General features: G+C 36.4%; 14 protein-coding genes and 1 other RNA gene. 11 read left to right on the plus strand and 4 right to left on the minus strand.

Going from position 1 to position 21,667, the window contains the following annotated elements; genetic code table 11:
• The first annotated feature begins 224 nt into the window (after nt 1-224).
• The 7 genes from D0463_RS16000 (at nt 225) to D0463_RS16030 (ending at nt 7,596) form a co-directional block, all read left to right on the plus strand.
• Nucleotides 225-965 (plus strand): alpha/beta hydrolase, encoded by a 741-nt coding sequence (locus tag D0463_RS16000; protein ID WP_117308378.1) that lies wholly within the window; start codon nt 225-227, stop codon nt 963-965.
• A 71-nt stretch (nt 966-1,036) separates the two neighbouring features.
• Entirely contained in the window at nt 1,037-3,394 is a 2,358-nt protein-coding gene (gene rnr / locus D0463_RS16005) for a ribonuclease R (RefSeq protein WP_117308379.1), read from the plus strand.
• Between the two features lie 80 nt (nt 3,395-3,474).
• On the plus strand, nt 3,475-3,942 hold the full coding sequence (gene smpB, locus D0463_RS16010; protein WP_117308380.1) for an SsrA-binding protein SmpB: 468 nt from the start codon (nt 3,475-3,477) through the stop codon (nt 3,940-3,942).
• A 123-nt stretch (nt 3,943-4,065) separates the two neighbouring features.
• Nucleotides 4,066-4,427, plus strand: a transfer-messenger RNA (tmRNA) gene (gene ssrA / locus D0463_RS16015).
• Between the two features lie 744 nt (nt 4,428-5,171).
• On the plus strand, nt 5,172-6,083 hold the full coding sequence (locus D0463_RS16020; protein ID WP_117308381.1) for a hypothetical protein: 912 nt from the start codon (nt 5,172-5,174) through the stop codon (nt 6,081-6,083).
• On the plus strand, nt 6,073-6,705 hold the full coding sequence (locus D0463_RS16025; protein WP_117308382.1) for a hypothetical protein: 633 nt from the start codon (nt 6,073-6,075) through the stop codon (nt 6,703-6,705). Before D0463_RS16020 ends, D0463_RS16025 begins: the two co-directional genes overlap by 11 nt.
• 159 nt (nt 6,706-6,864) lie before the next feature.
• Nucleotides 6,865-7,596 (plus strand): hypothetical protein, encoded by a 732-nt coding sequence (locus D0463_RS16030; RefSeq protein ID WP_117308383.1) that lies wholly within the window; start codon nt 6,865-6,867, stop codon nt 7,594-7,596.
• A 5-nt stretch (nt 7,597-7,601) separates the two neighbouring features.
• Here the strand turns inward: D0463_RS16030 and D0463_RS20160 are convergent, their stop codons facing one another.
• The gene (locus D0463_RS20160) at nt 7,602-7,733 is read right to left on the minus strand and encodes a hypothetical protein (protein WP_301950654.1); all 132 of its coding nucleotides are present in this window, start codon (nt 7,731-7,733) and stop codon (nt 7,602-7,604) included.
• Between the two features lie 1,063 nt (nt 7,734-8,796).
• Between D0463_RS20160 and D0463_RS16040 the strand changes: the two genes are divergently transcribed.
• Both D0463_RS16040 and D0463_RS16045 read left to right on the plus strand, forming a co-directional pair.
• Nucleotides 8,797-12,753, plus strand: coding sequence for a hypothetical protein (locus D0463_RS16040; RefSeq protein ID WP_117308385.1), 3,957 nt, complete (start codon nt 8,797-8,799; stop codon nt 12,751-12,753).
• Between the two features lie 464 nt (nt 12,754-13,217).
• A complete protein-coding gene (locus D0463_RS16045) occupies nt 13,218-15,341 on the plus strand; it encodes a hypothetical protein (RefSeq protein ID WP_254052835.1) in 2,124 nt (707 codons plus the stop codon).
• A 1,407-nt stretch (nt 15,342-16,748) separates the two neighbouring features.
• On the opposite strand, the gene D0463_RS19495 is transcribed toward D0463_RS16045, so the two are convergent.
• The 3 genes from D0463_RS19495 to D0463_RS16060 all read right to left on the minus strand — a co-directional run bounded on the left by D0463_RS19495 (nt 16,749) and on the right by D0463_RS16060 (nt 18,497).
• On the minus strand, nt 16,749-16,916 hold the full coding sequence (locus D0463_RS19495; RefSeq protein ID WP_160118457.1) for a hypothetical protein: 168 nt from the start codon (nt 16,914-16,916) through the stop codon (nt 16,749-16,751).
• 43 nt (nt 16,917-16,959) lie between these two features.
• Nucleotides 16,960-17,832 carry a helix-turn-helix domain-containing protein gene (locus tag D0463_RS16055; protein WP_117308387.1) on the minus strand — a complete coding sequence of 291 codons (873 nt, stop codon included), beginning with the start codon at nt 17,830-17,832 and terminating at the stop codon, nt 16,960-16,962.
• A 485-nt stretch (nt 17,833-18,317) separates the two neighbouring features.
• Nucleotides 18,318-18,497, minus strand: coding sequence for a Fur-regulated basic protein FbpA (locus D0463_RS16060; protein ID WP_117308388.1), 180 nt, complete (start codon nt 18,495-18,497; stop codon nt 18,318-18,320).
• 889 nt (nt 18,498-19,386) lie between these two features.
• Here D0463_RS16060 and treP point away from each other — a divergent pair.
• Both treP and treR read left to right on the plus strand, forming a co-directional pair.
• Nucleotides 19,387-20,820 (plus strand): PTS system trehalose-specific EIIBC component, encoded by a 1,434-nt coding sequence (gene treP / locus D0463_RS16065; RefSeq protein ID WP_117308389.1) that lies wholly within the window; start codon nt 19,387-19,389, stop codon nt 20,818-20,820.
• A 126-nt stretch (nt 20,821-20,946) separates the two neighbouring features.
• Nucleotides 20,947-21,663 carry a trehalose operon repressor gene (gene treR / locus D0463_RS16070; protein ID WP_117308390.1) on the plus strand — a complete coding sequence of 239 codons (717 nt, stop codon included), beginning with the start codon at nt 20,947-20,949 and terminating at the stop codon, nt 21,661-21,663.
• The last annotated feature ends 4 nt before the right edge of the window (nt 21,664-21,667 follow it).

Genomic DNA, 21,667 nt, shown 5'->3' on the forward strand with positions numbered 1-21,667 from the left:
GAAAGCGAGTAGATTCCATGACCATTTGAAAATCAACAATGGAATTTAACAGAGCCTAATTATAAGCTAACAAATGGAATCCACCGCAAGAGTTTGCTTTAATAAAAGGGTGATCAAGGTATAGGTTTTAAACAGAACTTCGCGGATAAAATATGTTTATTGCCGTTTACTACTCAATCGATTGAATAAATTTTCAACAAGAAGCAGAAAAAGGGGTTTTTACTATGAAAATAAATCTGCCGCAGCCTTTTACCTTCGAGGGGGGCAAACGGGCGGTTTTGCTTTTGCACGGATTCACAGGCAATTCCTCTGACGTACGGATACTCGGCCGTTATTTGGAGAAGAGGGGCTATACATGTCATGCGCCGCATTTCAAGGGTCATGGGGTACCGCCGGAGGAACTGGTTAAGACAGGGCCAAGTGATTGGTGGAAGGACGTCATGATGGGCTATGATTTTCTAAGGAATCAGGGTCATGATGAAATTGCAGTTGCCGGACTCTCGCTAGGAGGCGTATTTTCCCTTAAATTAGGTTACACTGTTCCTATAAAGGGTATCGTACCAATGTGTGCGCCAATGTATTTCAAAAGCGAAGAAACGATGTATAAAGGAGTTTTGAAGTACGCCAGGGAATTTAAAAAGCGTGAAGAAAAAACTCCTGAACAAATCGAGAAGGAAATGGAGCTTTTCGAGCCGATGGATACGTTAAAAGGACTGCAGGAGCTGATTTCCGATGTCCGCGAGCATGTGGATCATATTTATGCCCCGGTATTCATCGCTCAGGCCAGGCTCGATCGGATGATCAATACAGACAGCGCCAATATCATTTATAATGGAGTGGAATCAGACATAAAGGATTTAAAATGGTATGAAGAATCCGGACATGTCATTACTTTAGATAAAGAACGAGAGCAACTTAATGAAGATGTTTATCAGTTTTTAGAAAGTCTGGATTGGGCTGAGTAATTTTTCTAAAGCAAGCTTTCTCCTTCATTATCTATACACACTCACATTTACCCGTTAAGGAGGGTTAAACAATGGAAGAAAATATCCAAAATCATATGGATAGGCTCCTTTCTTATATGAAGGAGGAAGCTTACAAGCCATTAACAGTCCAGGAGCTTGAAGAAGCGCTAGGAATAGAAGATTCTATTGATTTCAAGGAATTTGTTAAAGCGCTCGTGAAAATGGAGGAAAAAGGTCTCGTTGTCAGGACCAGAAGCAATCGCTACGGTCTGCCGCAGAAAATGAATCTGATTCGCGGTAAGCTGACGGGTCATGCAAAGGGTTTCGCATTTGTAACACCTGAGGATGAACCAGGCGCGGATGACATCTTTATCCCGCCGACCGAAACGAAGAATGCGATGCACGGTGATATCGTGTTAGTCAGGGTATCTTCAGAAAGTTCAGGTTCAAGAAGAGAAGGAACAGTAGAAAAGATTGTGGAACACGGAGTGACTGAGGTAGTCGGTACATATGTGGAAAGCAAGAACTTCGGTTTTGTCATAGCGGATGATAAGAAAATCGCCAATGATATCTTTATTCCGAAAGAAGTGTCACAAGGAGCGGTGGAGGGACATAAAGTAGTTGTCCGGCTTACATCATACCCGGAAGGACGGGTGAGCGCTGAGGGAGAGGTCATTGAAATTCTCGGGCATAAAAATGATCCCGGTGTTGATATTCTTTCTGTTATTCATAAGCATGGTCTGCCGATGGAGTTTCCGGATGATGTATTACAACAGGCAAATGATACGCCTGATACCATCGATGAAAGCCAAATTACGGACCGGAGAGACCTTCGCGATCAAACAATCGTTACAATTGACGGAGCGGATGCGAAAGATCTGGACGATGCCGTAACAGTAACAAGACTTGAAAATGGCAACTACAAGCTTGGTGTCCATATAGCGGATGTTAGCCATTATGTGACAGAAAACTCGGCCATCGACGAGGAAGCTTTTGAGCGTGGAACTAGTGTTTATCTCATTGACCGGGTTATTCCGATGATCCCGCACCGTCTTTCGAATGGAATTTGCTCATTGAACCCAAAAGTAAACCGTTTTACCCTTTCTTGTGAAATGGAAATTAACGCACAGGGTGAAGTCGTGAAACATGAAATTTTCCAGAGTGTTATCAAGACGACGGAACGGATGACTTATAGCGATGTGAATAAAATCCTTGTTGATAAGGATGAAGAACTTCACCAGCGTTACGAACCATTGATTCCCATGTTTGTAGAAATGGAGAAGCTTGCGGAGATCCTTCGGAATAAACGGATGAACCGAGGAGCGATTGACTTTGACTTTAAAGAAGCTAAACTTTTAGTTGATGAAGATGGCCATCCAACTGAAGTCGTTTTAAGGGAACGATCTGTTGCTGAACGTCTGATTGAAGAGTTCATGCTTGCTGCCAACGAAACGGTTGCCGAACATTTTCATTGGATGGATGTCCCGTTCCTTTATAGGATCCACGAAGATCCGAAAGAAGAAAAACTGCAGCGTTTCTTCGAGTTCATTACGAACTTTGGCTATATCGTGAGGGGAAAAGCTAATTCTATACATCCGCGGGCACTTCAGGAAATTGTTGAAGCGGTAGAAGGCAAGCCAGAGGAAATGGTTATTTCCACTGTCATGCTCCGCTCGATGCAGCAGGCAAAATATGACCCTGAAAGTCTAGGGCATTTTGGATTATCGACAGACTATTATACACACTTCACGTCGCCAATCCGCCGCTATCCGGACTTAATTGTACACCGTTTGATCAGGACATACCTAATAGAAGGCAAGCTGGATCAAACAACACGTGAAAAATGGAATGCGCGCATGCGGGAAATCGCTGATCACACATCAAAAAGAGAACGCCGGGCGGTAGATGCTGAGCGTGAAACGGATGATTTGAAAAAGGCGGAATACATGCTTGATAAGATCGGTGAGGAGTACGCCGGGATTATCAGCTCTGTCACGAACTTCGGGATGTTTGTCGAACTACCGAACACAATTGAGGGCCTTGTTCATGTCAGTGCGATGTCGGACGATTATTATCGCTTTGACGAGCGCCAGCTGGCGATGATTGGGGAACGTACGGCAAAGGTTTTCCGTATTGGTGATGAAATCTCTATCCGGGTTGCAAACGTTAATAAAGACGAGCGCGCCGTGGATTTTGAAATCATTGGCATGAAAAATACACGCAGCCGTGAAACGGGCGAAAAACGAATCTTTAAAGCAGCACCGAGTAATCGGACCCGCCGCAAAGGTGATAGCGGTGGAGGCAGAGGCCGGAGCAGTTCCGGAGAAGGTTCAACTTCTTCTTCAGATAGAAAACCGAGGAAAAAGAAGAAGTTTTATGAAAACGCACCTTCTGCCAAGCGTAATAAAAAGAAACCGAGAAAAAGATAGTTCTGGGAATGAGGGCCTCTTTTGCAGGCTCTCTTTCAGCAATCTATTTGATACAATTCTGCGGTAAGGGGAGAGTAGAGATGCCAAAAGGAGAAGGAAAACAGGTCGCACAAAACAAAAAAGCGAATCATGATTATTTTATTGAAGAAACCTTTGAATCCGGGATCGTGCTGCAGGGAACAGAGATCAAGTCCATTCGTGCCGGCAAAGTCCAAATGAGGGATTCCTTTGCCAAGATTGAAAGAGGTGAAGTGTACCTTCACAACATGCATATCAGCCCTTATGAACAGGGTAATCGTTATAACCATGAACCTCTTCGTACCCGTAAGCTTTTACTGCACCGCAAACAGATCAATAAGCTGATTGGCGAGACAAAAGAGCAGGGATACACGATCGTCCCTTTGAAGGTTTATTTGAAAAATGGCTTCGCCAAGGTGTTAATCGGGCTTGGCAGAGGTAAAAAACAATACGATAAACGTGAGGACCTGAAGCAGAAGGAAGCGAAACGCGATATCGAGCGTGCCTTCCGCGATAGCCAGAAGATGTAGGGTTTTACAGGACCTTACAATTGAATTTTACTGCAAATATGCTATAATAAGTAATGTACCGATGACAACTGAATATCAGCAATATAGCTGACTATTCGTTCTCGTACGCTCCATTTTTATCATGGGGACGTTACGGATTCGACAGGGATAGTTCGAGCTTAAGTTGCGAGTCGAGGGGATCGGCCTCGTTAAAACGTCAACGCCTATAACTGGCAAACAAAACAACAACCTCGCTTTCGCTGCTTAATAACAGTTGATTGCGGTTCCTCCCTCCATTGCCCATGTGGTAGGGTAAGGGACTCACTCTAAGTGGGCTACGCCGGATTCCACCGTCTGAGGATGAAGGAAGAGAACAACCAGACTAGCTGCTCTGCCGCCTGTCGATAGGCTAATGAGTTCGCGAAATGCGAATATATCGACTACACTCGTAGAAGCTTAAGTGCCGTTATGTCTGGACGTGGGTTCGACTCCCACCGTCTCCACCATACATAGTTGTTTGGTGGTTTTTTGTTTTTCTGTGACTTGAACCATAATTTTGCCAGATTGGCAAAGAAATGCTTCAATAAACTTTAGGCAATAATATACTTCAATTTTATGGTTTATAACTTATCAAAAATCGATAATGATACGCTTGGCAGTTTCTTGCTTATGAACAAGAAAGTAGGTAACTAAACAATAAAATGTAGCCTAAGCAATAAAGTCGTACTTGTCGATTACATTAGAGTCGAGAACTGACTCTACAGGGGAAAAAAGCATGGCGTTAGCGCCATGCTTTTATTTAATTATTTTTCAAATCAGCTCTGGTAAAATCATTTCCATAATCATTAGTAGTTGTGACATGAAGCATAAATTTTCCAATGTTTTATCAAGGCCTAAATTTTAAAAAAGTAAATAGACCAAAGGACATAACATATTTCATATGACTAATATGTTATGTCCTTTATTATTTAGCTAACGCCCCCTTTAGTTGAAGAAGAAGGGGAGAAACGTTGTACTCCCTCTTGTCTTTGAAATTATGTCCTTAAAAAAGTCTGATCGATTATAATAAAAATTGATAATTTGGAAAAAATGTATCAAAAACCCTGTGTTGATGTGCAGGATTTTTTTTGTCCTGCTATCGGGTCAGATTTCGGAAGATTGTTTTCTATTTAATGGTACAATATACATAAATTTTCAAATTACATTGCTAGAAGATTATGTAAAAATAAATAGTTTTCTTAGGAGGGTTTATGGAACAAATATTTTTATCAAAATATGCAAGAAAAATTTTTTTCATCATAACAGGAGTTTTATTTATACTTTTATTATTAATAAGGCTAATGTTAATGCCTAAAATTTCCCTATATTTAAACCAAGAATACGTCATTATCTTTAATACTATCCTAGATGCCTTACTATCAACCGGAGTTAGTACTGTAATTATAGCTTCTCTTGCATTTTGGCTTACTCCTCGGGTAGTGAAAGAATCACAAATGGATATAATTGAACCGAAAGAAATTAAAGGCTATTTAGAGAAAGCAAGAGATACGGATGAATATTGGTTCGCAGGTGGAACTGGAAGATTCACAAGGTCAAAAACCATCCCTAAATTGGCTACTGATGCGAGATTCTCAAACTTCTCAAAAAAAATAGTGTTAATATTGATTAACCCTGATAATGATACTGTCTGTTCAAATTATGTGAACTATAGAAATAGAGTTAGGTCCGGTATTAAAAAAAATTGGGATTTAAAAAAAATAAAAATGGAAATTTTTGCAACAGTGGTATCTGCATACTCTTGGAAAAGAGAGCAGCCGTTGTTAGATTTAACCATAGGCCTTATAAACCATTATTCAATGTTTAGGATAGACTTATCAACCAAGCTACTTGTAATAACCAAAGAAGATACTAGTGAACCAGCTCTAATGTGTGAAAAAGAAACATTCTTTTTTAAATCTTATCTTGAGGATTTAAGGTTAAGTTTAAGTCAAAGCCAAATTCTTAATGTAAATGTAGAAGGTATCCCCTTTAATGAATTAAACGGAGAAAAAATAAGGAAATTTATCATTTCTCTGGGATTGGATATAAGTATACTTGATGATGCTGATTTTAATGATATAGCTGAATTGGTAAAAAAAGGAGAAAATCCATATGGATACTGAATTAAAACTTCTAACAAATAAACTATTAAAAAAAGAATCACCCGATCAAATAGTAAATGACTTTAAAAAATATATAAATCAAAATAGTGATCATATCATTTTTAATTGGCACCCATTAGGGTTTGTTCATTCTAAACTATGTAATATCCCTAATATAGGTGATTTAAGATTACATGTTTGGTTAGATGGATTTAGAAGTACTCAGTTACCCCATATGCCAATTCATGATCATATATTTAATGTGAATAGTTTTATCTTGACCGGTACTGTTACCAATCATATTTATGAATTAGGAACTGATAATGGTCATAAATATAGGGCATTTGAAGCTGAATATAATAATGGTGGATCATTACTAATTCCAACCGAAGTATTATTAACATGTAGTCTTAAAAGTAGTACGGTACATAATAAAGGAGATTTCTATATAGTCGAAAAAGGAATATTTCATGAGACAACAGTAGAGGAAGGGAATTTTGCTGCAACCCTTGTGATTGCAACTGAAAAAGACGAAACAAAACAACCTAAAATCTTAGGACCTATTAAAAATGATGAGTATTTCTATAGTAGAGAAAAATGTAATGAGCCTATATTGACGATTCTCAATGATAGAATATATTAGTCATATATAGATGGAAGTGCTTCAACAATCAGGCGCTATCCAATGGGTGGATAGCGCTCTAATTATGCATCTTGGGGAGAGTAAACAATATTGAAAGAAGTGTTTTCTATTTAAAAAGGGTTGAAAGAGAGAATGGAGAATTTTTAAAGAGGTGAAATCATGGCAGAATTTCTGACTACATTGGTATTTATTTTACCTGGGTTAATGGCTTATTTTTGGCTACAAGTCTTTGGACTTAACCCAACAGTTAAGCACACTGCACCAGAATTGTCAGGAATAGCAGCGTTATTGTGGTTACCTGTAAGTTTTATTTCATTATTAGTACTAAATACTTGGAGTGCCTTTATTAAAATAGAAATTTTATCGGTAGATCAAGTATGGACAGTGGAGTCTTTAAACAAAGCCACTTCAGATATTAGATATCTAGTATTATTTTTATTAGTTAGCTTTTTAGTAAGTTATTTTATATGCTGGTTGTGGAGTTTATGGGGACATGAAATTTTAAGAAATAGAATAAATGAAGTAAGAAAAACGAGGAAAATTGGACCATTGTCTTCTAGTTCTTCAGTTTGGGAAGAATTTTTCATTAAAATTAACAAAGAACTTGAAGATAATGAAGAGAATGACCATGATATGAAGGAGGCAGTCTTGATTGTTTATAAAATTGACAAACCAGAAGAATTTATTGCAGGGTCTATGACCAAAGTTTCAAGACCATTAGAGGTTGATAAAGGTCTTGTTTTAGAAGATATACAACAGTGGATTGATTCGATAAACAATGATTATGACTACGATGTAAAGAGAGCATATGTTGATATTAAATCAGGAATGGTTATAAAGGAAATAAACCATAAGAATCCAAGAGCCAAAACCATTCCTGAACATAGCTAATACTCTTATCCTTTTTTAGGTGGTGGTGAAACCTTTCTACCATCTACTGAACCGTTAATTTTCCCTCCTGGATTTATAGACGATGGTGACCCAGTTTTTTTAATTGAAGGTTTAGAATGAGGTTGTTTTTTGGACAAAATAAATACTCCTTCCTAACATTATTCACTCTGAAAAGCCTTTTATCATTTTCTAGGATTCGGAGGAGGTGGCGGTGAGACTTTGATACCGTCAATGGACCTTTCTTCTGCTGATTTTTAAAAACTTGTCTAATGTGATTTTTTATATTATCCATATATATTCCTCCTTTTTAGAGTATTGGATTATAACCAATTAATATAATTCGACAAAAGGAGGAATTTTTCCTTTTTTCATTGTATCTTTGAAAATGTGAATATGCTACGTTATCTGAAACCTAAAGAGGAGTATTTCTATTGAGAATTCTCCTATAAATTATTTTTATTTCTACCACAATCAGGCTCCTTTCCATATTGATCAAGTGCCTTTTAAATTGTTCCTTTTAGTCTTTATAGAATGCATTCAGACTAGATTACAAATCTTCTGAGAGGAAAGGAACTTTACCATTTATTCTACAACATATATGTCCTTTAAAAAGTGGCACCTGCTAGCTTACAATACCGTGGACAATGATTTTTTGAACTTATCACAAAACGTAAAGTTATTATAAAGCTCTCCAAAATGGAGGGCTTGTTTCAACCTTTCTATTAATTTCTCATCATTTAAAGGAATTAATAATATGTTAGAATTACAAATATACTAGGTTAGGATACTGATAATAGAAAGGTGGTAAAAAGTTTGTTTTTAGTATTAATTGGCTTGTCCATAATACTTATTATATTAAGCATAGGTTTAACTGTTTATGGATTGTTGTTGCAAGAAGGACTCTAGACCTAAATTATATAAGTAGAGATGAATTTTTCGATTTCATTGAAAGCAAGATTAACCGCGACACAAAACCAACAGGTAATAGTGAGCATTTTTATGCAAACCAAAACCTAATGATTGGTCAAAGATTGCCGAAGATGTTATTAGTGATACAAGCAATTCCTCCAAAAAGAAGTGCAGCTCCTACAGAAATTCCGCTACAAAAGACGGAAATTTATTGTATAACGAAGCACACCGAGGTTGCGGTTTTTAACATAGTTATAGCAAACTATAAAATCTTTAAGGAGGCCACTAGCTTTGAGTGAAAAGCAACCAACCAATCCAAATTTAAAGCAAACCATTGCCTATGTGAATGGAAAGACACCAACGATTGATAGAGTTGCCATGTTGGCTGCTGTTACAATAACAGCTACTAGTTTAGCTGCATTTCCAGTGATAGGAGCAACTGCCTCTACTGCAGCAACCTTGTTAGGCAAAACTTTACCGGAACAAATAAAAAAATTACTTCAATTAGCGAAGAATGACAAAGAACAAGCTGCGATGAAAGTACAGGAACGTTGTCGATTTGTTGATGTTCTTTTGGCTAAACTGGCAGTCTTTCATGTGACAGAAAAGCAACTAACCGGCACGGATAAACTATTTGCTCAATGGAAAATTGCAAACAAAAGTGCAGATGACCGAAAAGAGATAGAAGAACTGGATTACAAACGGGAAAAGGCTGTAATGGAAGACTATCAAGATAATCGATTTAACAAAGAAGTTTATTGGGAACAATTAATTGAAGACATAATCACCATCATGGAAATAGAAATGGATGATGTGCCAACCTTCACAACAACCATGCAAAATGAAATCAGGAATACCTATGAGGCTTTTAAAAACCAGGTCATATTGGAATCGGAATTCTATTCTGTCTATTCTAGTGGTGGTACTGAAAACAAATTAAATGAACTCCTTCAGTTCATGAAGTCTTACGGGCACTTGTACAAAACGATCGATGAGATGGAACAGTCATTAAGGGATAAGACTGAACCAGCTATTAGTTTAAAGTTTTTCAATTATAAAGAAAAAAGTTTTGAAGAGTCCTTCTTGGAACAACTGTCACAGGATGTTATCTATGTGAAAGGAAAGACGCGTGAAGAAGTTGTATTATATATATTATACATTTTAAAATATGTAGAAAAACAGCGTGCCCAACAAACATATATAATTGATTCTATCGATAATTGGAATGCGCTTAAAGTCAAATGTCAGGGCAAGATTCTCATTCCTAATTTTAGTGCAGCAGAAGTCGATATTATCCCCAATAATACGAATATCATCGCATATAGCGAAGAGGATTATGTGGGGAATAGGTCTCCAATAGAGTTGAAAAAAAGGATAATCCGGAACATGCGGGAGCAGTTGCAGGAAGAAATAAACGATGTACGGAGAGCGAATGAGATTATTGAGAAATCCAGTGGGCTTTTCACTACTTTTAAAAGAATTGTGTTTAAAGGAAAAATGGGTTTACCTAAATGGCAGGCACATGACGTGGATGTTTTGATTCCTGCCTTATTGGTTGGGAGCTGGACGGACTCAAAGGATGATCTTGCTGTAGTTTGTCGATTTGCAGGAGTGGATGACAAGGAGTATATGTCTAAGCTAGCAGCTGTTATTGGTGGGGAAGATCCATATTTATTGAAATACACGAATTTTGGTACAACAATATACAAGCTAGCAAATGTGGAAGAAGCGTGGGAAATTCTATTTAAACATATAACAGCTGAACATATGAACACGTTTAGACAACTAGTACAAGAACTGTTACTAGATGTTCCTCCAAAATTTGATTTACCAATAGAAGACCATTTTCAAGCAAGTATATTTAATAAAAGACCAAAACATTCAGATACGATTAAAAAAGGAATAATCAGGACCTTGATTATGATTGCTAATATGAACGGTATCGATAATAACTTCAACGTTCTTTCTACGCAATCGTGGGTAGATGATCTGTTGGTAGAAGTGTTTAAAAACATCACAACCGAGAAAAAATGGTTTGCTATTTCGGAAGCGTTATCGGACATTGCAGAAGCCTCTCCAGAAGTATTTCTTTCCGTTCTAGAAAGAGAAGTGGAAAAGCAAGACTCACAAATTTGGCAGCTTTTCGAACAAACTAGTGATGGGTTTGGAGCAAGAAACTATTATACACATGTTCTATGGGGATTGGAGAAATTATTGTGCTTAGAAGACTTTGTTCCACGTGCTGTACGTGTCTTAGCAAAGTTATCCGAGCGGGAAATTAACTATCCAATAACAAACAGTCCTTTTGAGACATTAAGTCGTGCCTTACTTGCTTGGTACCATGATATTAATATTTCAATAAATGAAAAGATTAAGCTGACAAATCATATTGTTAAAACTAGTACGATCGGTTGGGAGCTACTGGCTAAGTTGGTACCTGATCGATCACCAGGGCATACTGCTATGAGTATGTCTAGACCACACTACAGAAACTATAACCAGAAGTATGAATTGAAATACCAAAGTGAAATTGGACATACGTACAAATCCTATATGCAGTTTGCTATCCGTGAAGCGGCAGGAAATTTAAAGAGATGGGCCGTTATTTTTGAAAAATGCTTTTTCTTTGAGTTAGGTTTAGAAAAAGAAGTCATACATGGTGTGCAACAAGCTATTGATAATTCAGGATTTGATCAGGATAAGTACTTATTGAAAGAAACAGTTCGCGATCTAATTCATAATCATCGTTACTTTATCGATGCTGAATGGAGTCTAGATGAGAAGTACGTTGACATTATCGAACGTGAGGTCTTTGACAAGATCGTATTTCAACAAGCTAGTTTTGACTACCTTTACCTTTTTAAAACGGATCAACTGACAGACTTACATCCTGAGCCATATAAAAAAGATAAAGATTTTAATGATGATTTTCAAAAACAGCAGAGACAGTTAAAGCAAGAACGGGTACAAGCAATAAAGAGACTGATGCAAGATCCTGATTTTAGCTTATCCTTATTTCTCTCTAACCTTGATGATCCGACAGCAGTGATGGGATTAAGAGCGACTGGATCGATCATGGCAGCTGATATTCATGATTACCAGATAGACTTAGCATTTGTAGAAGAGGTAATCGTATCAGGGAAAATAGATGTCCTTATCGCGTATATGTCTACCATCTATGAAGCGAAGGGATTCCATGCAGTGAAGGATTTGCTGAGGAAAATAGAGGTGAATACTGAAATAACGGTTAGTCTGTTAAGTGTGGCTAGGGTGAATGATGAATTCTTGGAATACTTATCCTCTTTCCATCAACAAGGAATAGAACGGTATTGGAAAGCATTCACGTACCATAGAGAAATAAAGGAAAAAACAACTCGGGATTTTGTATTCGATAAACTATTGACCTATCAAAATTTTCATAATGCCTTTCAAATGCTTCATCGAGCATTTAAGGAGGATGTCGAGAAGCATATCCTTGCATTAGAGCATCTTATGTATAACCCTGGCAGTGACTATCAAATTGCGCATTACGATATACATTATATTGTTCAATCGTTTAAGAAAATATATGAAGAGGAGAAATTGAATGAGTCATTGTATACACGAGTTTGTGCGTTGGAGTGGGGGTATTTCAACGTATTAGTTAATAGAATCCAACCAAAATATTTGAAAAGAGAATTACAAATAAATCCAAGCTTCCTTGCACAATTAGTCTCTTCTGCTTACAAAGCTTCCGATCAAGAAGAAGTACCCGTTGACCGCAGTGAGGCAGAGCAAAGTCTTAGTAGACAAGCATGGAATATTTTATTTCAATTAGAATTTTGCCCATGTCTTGATGATCATGGAAATATAAAAGTACATGAACTAACGAGCTATACGGAAGAATACCTTAAACAAATTGACTCTAAAAAACGAGAAGATATAGGCAGACAAACACTCGGGAAGTCATTTGCGTACTCCCCAAAAGGAGAGGATGATATCTTTCCAATGGAAGCAGTACGGGAAGTCTTTGAGTTGCATTATTCGGAAGACTTGAAGCGAGGATTTTACCTAGGGAAAATTAATCAAAGAGGTGCTTACTTTGGTACAGAAGGTAAGGCTGAGCAAGAACTTGCGCTTCGATATGAGGATTACGCGAGAGCATTAAGAATAGAATACCCAAAACTGTCCCAAACACTAAAGGAAATTTCTGACCAGTATCGATCGGAGTCAATGGGGCAGAGAGAACTGGCCAGTTATGATTTGTAGTAAAGATTAACTAGATAACAACCCCTTTTTTAATCCTTTGGCAAAGTTTTTGCTGTATATCGGTGGTGAAAGGCACCCATCTTATTAAGGTGATTTAATCCAAAGGTCCAGTTATCTATTTGTAAATTATTTAAGGTAGAGCAGATAAGAAAATAGCCAGATCATATTTTAGAATAAACTTATGTAATTAAAGGCTAGTATTAGAGGAATTTACTATATAGGTGTCTATTTGGACAAAGAATAGTTAACAAAAGAATGTAATGCTGCGCAGTACAACGATATTAGTCACTAAATATGTATTTTAACCCGATCACTTTTGAAGTGATCTTTTTTCATATTTGACTCTTACTGTGCAACAAAGGTCTTTATTTTTATTTAGTTATGTGAAAGAAAGCAATTAAATTTACGAGAAGGAAAAATTCAGGTGATCTGGATTTAGAAGTGTGAACAGGAGAGGATGGAAGTTGGGCAATATAGTGTTAAAGTCAGCAGCAGATGTCTACGAGCTTGATTCAATTTTGCTTCTACATGTGTCTAGATATATCAATAAAGCCTATGAGATAATAGGATCACAAATAAATAATACGATGGCTGGTGAGGTATTGAATAGTAAAGCTTTCTATGAACTAATGGATGTTTTAAAAAAACATGATAAGATTGATGCTTTTATTAAAAAACATACATTGCAAGAAATATTGTTTGCTTTTAAAGGGAATGGATTAGGGGTAAATGCTTATCCGGATTCAAAGTCATATGAGATTTATTTGCGGTTAATAAGAAAAATTTATTCAACCGATTTGACACAAGGTGAGTTGGCTGAGATTAAAAAATATGAATATGATATAAAACCGTTTAATGCCTTGTTTGACGATTATTACAATAAAAATGAATTTAATGAAGTTATACAAGTTCCAGACGAAAATAAACTTTTTGCTTTCTTAATAGTTTTTGAAATCTATGTACGAGCATTAAAGGATCTTAGGTTTAATGGTGGTAAAAATAAAGACTTTTATGGAGATGTAGACATTCAGAAAAGTATTAAAGGAAAGGCGACAGGCATTGATAAATTATCTGCTAATCAGTTAATTGATGCTATTGACTATACATTGCAACAAGCAAGTAAAGTTGTACAAGCTTTCATTTTTCATGGATACCTTTATGAAAATAACAAATTTAATTGTTGTGGAATAGAAGAAGAAATAGAATGGGCTGATATTGAGAAATCAATCCAATATTTTCATTTAATAGATATAAGAAATGTTCTGTTTGATGCCCTAGAAGACTGGAAGTTTGGCAATTATAAATTGATATGTAATGGACAATATACTGATATTATCCCCAAAGACTTAAAAAGTTTTTTAGACGAGAAAATAGAAATCCAACGGTTTGAATCATATAGACAAACGAATATCCGTAGTAACCGAGATGAGAATGTATTAATAAAACAAGTTTCATTAACTAATTCTTTAGCACCAGATGCTTTTATAGATGAATGGGAAAAGGCATCATACGATGAATATTTAGAGTATTTTTCTAGTGATAGTTTGGATTATAAAGTTAATGGCATTGAACTTGTAAAATGGCTAAGGGCATATGCTATAGTTCGATACTATAATAGAGAATTTTTAAATAAAAATATATTTCCTGACAATGGTATCCCAAACAGTTGGTTGTATATAACGACTCGCGATCATTGGATAAAAATGTTTATTAAGCATGGTATAGACAGGGATAGTGCAAGATTTATATACAACAAATTAAAATTTAAAAAGAGCTCAGTAGATTGGTTTGACTCTCCATTTATTGAAATAGGAGAAAATGTTATAACCGTCCCATCACTTGTTAGTAACCTACAAGATGTAATAGCACTTACGTCTATGGCAACAAAGGAAGATATGAACCTTGATTTTAAGGGTTACTGTTATGAGGATAGAATTCTTAATGATTTAAGGAATAACCAAATTCCTGCTATAAGTATTAAACGAAAAGTAGAAAACGATGAATATCAATGTGATGTTGCTTTTCTTTTAGGAAATGACTTATTTTTATGTGAGTGTAAACATACAACTCAGCCTGTTACACAAAGAAAAAGGTATGATTTTTATAATAAAAAAATACCAGAAGATGTAGAACAAACTAACAGAATATGTGATTTCTATAGTTCTAATTTAATTCATGTGATTGACGAGTTTAACAAGAATCAGGAATGTAATTTAGCAACAGATTGGAAGCCAAGACGAATATATAGAATGATTATATATTCTTGTAAACTAGCTAGAAAGTTGGAACTGGATAGAGTAATCATTACTGACTATACAGTTTTCACGACATTACTTTATAAAAGGTTGCCAACAATTTTTGAGAAAGGCAAGCCAATAAAACAGATAATGCCACCAAAAATGAAAGGTGTTTTTCAAGGGGGGCTTACTGCCAATAAGCTATTGAATTTTTTAGAAAATCCTTGGCAAATAGGCTTTCAAAAAGCTGCAACTGAAATTGAGGATGAGGTAATACCAATCAATCATTTATTTTTATGTAAGAAAAAAGCATTTAGAAAAATTGATAACTTTTATGAGTTAGGAAAGTAATACTTAACGTGGATGCTAATATCTTGTGGTATTAATGTTACTTCCAAGATACCCTAGTATGGCTTAGTACAACGATACTGTTCAACAGAAAAGTATATTAAACAAAACGGGCGCAATTCTTCAGCAAGAATTACGCTCTTTCTTTTTGTTAAGGGCCAGATTGTGGAACAATTCCTTTAAAGAAAATATACTTCTATACTAAATAATTCATTCATTAATCAATTTCCTTCCATTTAATTTACAAAAACCTGCGTTATAATAATTCTAAAGTCTAATTAATAGGTGAAATAAATGGGTTCAAATATTACTATTGATACACTAAAAGAATTAGCAATATCAAGGGGCGGTAAGTGCCTATCTACTGAATACATAAATAGCCAGACACCTGTAGAGTGGGAGTGTGAAAACGGGCATAAATGGTTTGCTAAACCGGTATTAGGCTGCATTATTAACAGGACTAACTGCGTTATTAAAAGAAGAAAATACTGATTTTAATCAGTCCCAAATAAGACTTAAATGTTACTTCAATGATATTATGGCAATAATGCCATTTTATGCTTTGGAATACTCAATGCCACAATATGGTTGATCAACTTGAATGGCAAGTTATTTGAAAGCATAAGTGCTAGAGATAACGAAAAATTGCTGTCTAGCAATCATTGTTTGTATTACCATAAAATTTCCGTTTGGCAAACTCATGCTTACTAAATAATTTAATACAATCCATTTTTTTAACTTAACGAGTTTATGGACTGATCTTTTATTATATAAAGTTCGAGAGGTATTTAAAAGCTTATTAAGGATCTATTGGATTTGTATTGTTATATTTTTACCTTTGTTTATTATTTAATTATTTGATAAATTCTTTGAGGGAGTTCTAAGCATGGTAATATAAAGAAAATGTAAAAAACGGAGAATAATATGATAAGAATAAAAATATACATTTTTTGGGGTTGGATTATACTTTCGTTGTTCTTGTCTATGTTTATATGTTCTATTAGTTTACCAATTCGGGATGAGTATTACCCTTCTATCCAAGATAATATAAGCAGCATATTCTTTTTGAGTGCTGGGTCAGTTTTACTAAGCTCAATAATTAACATTCTGAATTTCCTTTTGAAAGCAAGCAGTAAAGTTAAACTTACCATAAGCGGTATACTGATATTAGCTTTTTTAACTATATTTAGTTATTTGTACTGGGCCATGTTTCCTTTTTCCTTACTTATTATAATGGCCATTATTATAATTATGGTGATAGGTTCTATACATTTTTTACTCTCCTGCTTGTTGGGGAAAAATATTGTATATAATTAATTCATCAATTATGTTCTACATGAATTTGAAATAACCAATGTTTGTTAAACAAAAATAGGAGCCACCTGAAATTCAGGTGGTTCCTATCTCTATTTAATCATTCAATTCAAGACTATGCTGAGGCGGCAATCCTGCAATGTTGATTTCAGATTCGATGCTATGTTGCGGAGGCAGCCCTGCTGTATCGTGACTTTGAGGTGCACAAATGACGAATGCAGCCAATGCAGAAAGTGTTGCTAATGATAAAATAAGTTTCTTCATATAATCAACCCTCCTTTTTCTAATAATAAACTGTTTTACTAAATTATAGTAGTCTTATCATTTCTCTTTCTACTAATTTTACAAATTTTTCATTGCCTTGTAAGTTAAAAATGAATTTGGAACTCTCGATAAATTCGAGCCCTTTTTCCTTTTCATCTAGCTGGATCAGATTTTCCCCTGCTAGAAAGAATAGTTCCCCGAGTAAATACATCGAATCGTTTGATGTACATAGATCGATGCCGTGCTGCGTGTATACAAGAGATTCTTTATATTTGTTCAATTCCGTCAGATTTTGGGCAGCTCCATGAAGGAGGCGAACATATAAGTTTTGATCCGTTAATTCCGGAAGATTATCCAAATGCTGCAAAGCCTCTTCGCATACAAGGAAAGCACTCTCGAAGTCTTTTGTTTCATGATGAATGACGGAGATGCTATTAAGGATTTCGACCTCTCTTCCATGAAGGACGATGCCGTCTTTCATCGTGATATAAAGAGCCTCATATAATTTATCAATCGCAGCTTCTTTGTCCTTGTTTATGTAAAAATGGCATATGGCCTCATGCCATTTCAAAAATTGATAAAAAGAAAGGGGAATTTCCTTTGCTGCCGCAAGTTCTTGCTGAACGATATCATTAATGGGTTCGTAGTTTCTTTTTCTAATATATTTACGAATAATACTTTGAATGCCTTCGATATGATTAAATCTCGCACTTTCGCAGGCTTTAAAAAAATAGGTAATCTCCACATTCAGCTTCTCTGCAAATTTTATTAACTCACTCACCGTGGGAGAGCCAATATTTCTTTCAATATCTAATAATGCCTCAATTACACAGACATCTTCTGATAATTCTTCTGCACTGATATTTCGGCTTATTCGTAGGTCTTTTATCACACTTCCGATATTGTTTGCTGTCATTTATCTCAGTCCTTTTTACAGTTCAATGCATCTGAATGGAAACAAAATTTGATATCTATTATCCCTATAATACCAACAAAACTAGAACAAATCTGCAAAAATGGATAATTATTTTTTAATTATAGATTTTTATTCAAATCGAGGAAATTATTTGATGGATCCCAAGGAATGAGTAATAAGACCTACTTGATTATATGATGGAAAAAGAGGTAATTTGTTGGAAGAAGGTAGACTATGCTGCCAACAAAAGAATCATCCGGACTGTTATAAGTGTGGCTATTCTTCAGCAACATTGCCTTCAAAAAAGAGAGTCAGAAATAAGAATAAAAAGAGCGTTCTTTAATAAACTGAAGCTGAAAAGATGATAGAAAAAATTATTATAAACGAAGAGAATCCCCTGCTAAGGGGATCTAGTGTGGGGAAACATCATAACACTTTCTGTATGGGTGAAGTCCTTAAGGGCGCATTATTCGTTAAAGTGGTGGTTACTGTATTAAACAACCTTTCTCCTCTGCAATATTTACCTTCCTGCACAAACTCTCCAATTCACTAACAGTAAGCTGATAAAGCTGGGCATCCCCTTCTTTAAAAACACCGGCATGCAGCAGCTTATCAATATAACATTGTCTTAATTTATCAATCGCGTTCCGAAGTTGAATGGACATGTTGATACACTCCTTTTTTTATTTATTTTGCATAATTCTTAGTAACTCATGTCCTCGGGATCCCAGGGTTTTGATTAACTCTTCATACAGCTGATCTCTCAATATATCCAATTGGATTATTTTTTGGGCTAACAGGATTTCTTTTCGCTGTTCCATCTTTCAGGCCTTCTTTCTTTTTTAAATGATGAGCAGGAGGAAAGGAAGTATACAGGAGAGGAGGATTGCAGGGGCGGTCATGGCCATGCATCCTAATGCTCCCCAACTATACTGCCCGATACTGGAAGCTGAATCAGATAAAAAATGCTGTTACCGAGCAGGAGAAATGCGGCGATGATGGACAGCTCAATCAATAAAGGCACTCTAAATTTTTTACCTCCTTCACTATTTTTCCCATCATAAATAATTTTTTAAAAGGATTCAGCAAACATGTCAGATAAATTAACATGGTTTTTTTTATAAAGATTAGAGGTATGTCAGGAAATCTTCCGAATAGCAAGGTTTTTATAAGGGATGGGGGGAAGTGCTTGTCATTCAGCTGATCCTTTTCCACGGAGTACCTAAAGGAAATCCTATCAAAATAAAAGGCCATGTCTATTATTTGCAGCGGATAATCCGTGAATTACGAATCGTTGGCTCTTCGTTTCACTCTGAAATACCTTGATTTAAACAAGGCATCATCCACAGCATTGATTCCATATTATATTTTTAATAAAGTTAGGTTTTTTTCGGTTGACAAACATGTATATACAGGATAAAATGAAAGCGTAAACAGAAACTTGTATATACAGGGGATATTTTTGAAAGCGTAAACAGTGCCCTGTATAAATAAGGGTTTGATTATAGAAGATAAAAGAGAATTGGGTATTCCAATTTATCAGGGGGTTAAGAAATGAGTAAGTATACAGATCCTTCTAAAGACTTGCTGGAGCACATTGGTGGCAAAGAAAACATTGCCGCTGTTACCCATTGTGCAACCAGAATGCGCTTTGTTTTAAATGATCCAGATCAGGCGAATGTGGAAAAGATAGAATCGATTCCTCTTGTGAAAGGAACTTTCACACAAGCCGGACAATTCCAGGTTATCATCGGGAATGAAGTTTCATCTTTTTATAACGATTTTGTCAAACTAGCGAACATTGATGGCACTTCTAAGGAAGAAGCAAAAGTTGCCGCAAAGCAAAATATGAACTGGCTGCAAAGAATGATTGGCCATCTTGCGGATATCTTTACGCCATTAATTCCAGCGCTTGTCGTTGGTGGTCTGATTCTTGGATTCAGAAATGTAATCGGTGACATTAAAATGTTTGAAAATGATACAAAGGCACTGATCGAAATTTCCCAGTTCTGGGCCGGAGTCCATTCTTTCTTATGGCTGATTGGTGAAGCGATATTCCACTTCCTCCCAGTCGGAATCACATGGGCTATTACAAAGAAAATGGGAACATCTCAAATTCTTGGGATCGTTCTCGGTATCACACTTGTATCACCGCAGTTGCTTAATGCTTATGGTGTTGCTGGCGCTAAAGCTGCAGACATACCTTTCTGGGATTTCGGTTTTGCCCAGATTGATATGATCGGCTACCAGGCGCAGGTTATTCCAGCAATCTTTGCAGGACTTCTTTTGGCTGTATTAGAACGAAAGCTTCGTGACATTGTGCCAAATTCAATCTCAATGATTGTTGTACCGTTTTTTGCACTAATTCCAACAGTATTAATTGCGCACACAATCCTTGGCCCTATCGGCTGGGAAATCGGAAAGTTCATCTCTGATATTGTTTATTCCGGGTTAACATCTGCTTTTGGCTGGTTATTTGCAGCTATCTTTGGATTTGCATATGCGCCGCTTGTTATAACGGGTTTACACCATATGACCAACGCAATTGATCTTCAGCTGATGAGTGAGCTTGGCGGGACAAATCTGTGGCCAATGATTGCATTGTCCAATATTGCCCAGGGCTCTGCGGTGCTCGCTATGATCTATATCAATAGAAAGAACGAAGAAGAAAAGCAGGTTTCCATTCCGGCCGCCATTTCTTGTTACTTAGGGGTAACAGAACCGGCTATGTTCGGTATTAACTTGAAATATGGCTTCCCGTTCTTAGCTGCCATGATCGGGTCCCTCTTTGCGGCGGTCGTATCAGTAGGAAGCAATGTTATGGCTAACTCAATTGGGGTTGGCGGACTGCCAGGAATCCTATCCATCCAGTCACAGCATATCGCAATGTTTGCTGTAGCTATGGTTGTAGCGATTGTCGTTCCGTTCGTATTGACAATCGTGTTTGCTAAAACAAACATGGGAAAAATCTCTTTTAAGAGAAAATAAGAAATCAGTAAAAAGGAGGGGGCTTGTGTTTCCCTCCTTTTCTTTATAAACAATTTATTTTTTATACTATAATGTAAGTAGCATTCCGGATATAAATATATAATCAATGATTGGGGATTCTTTTTTATGACAAACAAGTTTCTAACAATCTATAGTGACCTTGTAGCAAAAATAGAGAGCGGAGAGATTCCGCCTGCCACTCTTCTGCCGTCTGAACATGAATTAAAAGAAAGCTACAGCACGTCAAGGGAGACGATTAGAAAAGCGTTAAACCTGCTTTCGCAAAACGGATATATTCAAAAGGTAAGAGGAAAAGGGTCCATTGTGATAGACATCAGTAAGTTTGATTTCCCTGTTTCCGGTCTCGTGAGTTTTAAAGAACTGGCTGAGAAAATGGGCAACAAACCACAAACGATTGTCAACGAACTGACTTTAATAAAGCCCGATGAATTTATCAAGCAACAGCTTCAACTGTCAAACAAGGATCAGGTGTGGAAGGTTATCAGAACGAGGGAGATCGGCGGCAAGAAAATCATTTTAGACAAAGATTACCTGAATAAGAAGTATGTTTCGACCTTGACAAAAGATATTTGCGAACACTCTATTTATGATTATCTGGAGAATGATTTAAGCTTAAATATTAGTTTCGCAAAAAAAGAGATTGTTGTTGAAGAACCTTCTGATGAGGACCGGACTCTTTTAGATCTGGAAGGATTTCATAATGTTGTCGTTATCAAAAATTATGTATACTTAGATAATGCGAGCCTTTTTCAATATACGGAATCCAGGCATCGACCTGATAAATTTCGCTTTGTTGATTTTGCGCGGAGAACACGTATATGAGACT

The organism is Bacillus sp. V59.32b, from assembly GCF_003429085.1.
In the GTDB taxonomy this organism is placed as follows: Bacteria; Bacillota; Bacilli; order Bacillales; family DSM-1321; genus Peribacillus.

Excerpts from the sequence above, each read along its gene's own strand:
- D0463_RS16000 (WP_117308378.1), top strand. The coding sequence starts at position 225 with ATGAAAATAAATCTGCCGCAGCCTTTTACCTTCGAGGGGGGCAAACGG.
- rnr (WP_117308379.1), top strand. The coding sequence starts at position 1,037 with ATGGAAGAAAATATCCAAAATCATATGGATAGGCTCCTTTCTTATATG.
- smpB (WP_117308380.1), top strand. The coding sequence starts at position 3,475 with ATGCCAAAAGGAGAAGGAAAACAGGTCGCACAAAACAAAAAAGCGAAT.
- D0463_RS16020 (WP_117308381.1), top strand. The coding sequence starts at position 5,172 with ATGGAACAAATATTTTTATCAAAATATGCAAGAAAAATTTTTTTCATC.
- D0463_RS16025 (WP_117308382.1), top strand. The coding sequence starts at position 6,073 with ATGGATACTGAATTAAAACTTCTAACAAATAAACTATTAAAAAAAGAA.
- D0463_RS16030 (WP_117308383.1), top strand. The coding sequence starts at position 6,865 with ATGGCAGAATTTCTGACTACATTGGTATTTATTTTACCTGGGTTAATG.
- D0463_RS19495 (WP_160118457.1), bottom strand. The coding sequence starts at position 16,916 with ATGAAGAAACTTATTTTATCATTAGCAACACTTTCTGCATTGGCTGCA.
- D0463_RS16055 (WP_117308387.1), bottom strand. The coding sequence starts at position 17,832 with ATGACAGCAAACAATATCGGAAGTGTGATAAAAGACCTACGAATAAGC.
- D0463_RS16060 (WP_117308388.1), bottom strand. The coding sequence starts at position 18,497 with ATGTCCATTCAACTTCGGAACGCGATTGATAAATTAAGACAATGTTAT.
- treP (WP_117308389.1), top strand. The coding sequence starts at position 19,387 with ATGAGTAAGTATACAGATCCTTCTAAAGACTTGCTGGAGCACATTGGT.
- treR (WP_117308390.1), top strand. The coding sequence starts at position 20,947 with ATGACAAACAAGTTTCTAACAATCTATAGTGACCTTGTAGCAAAAATA.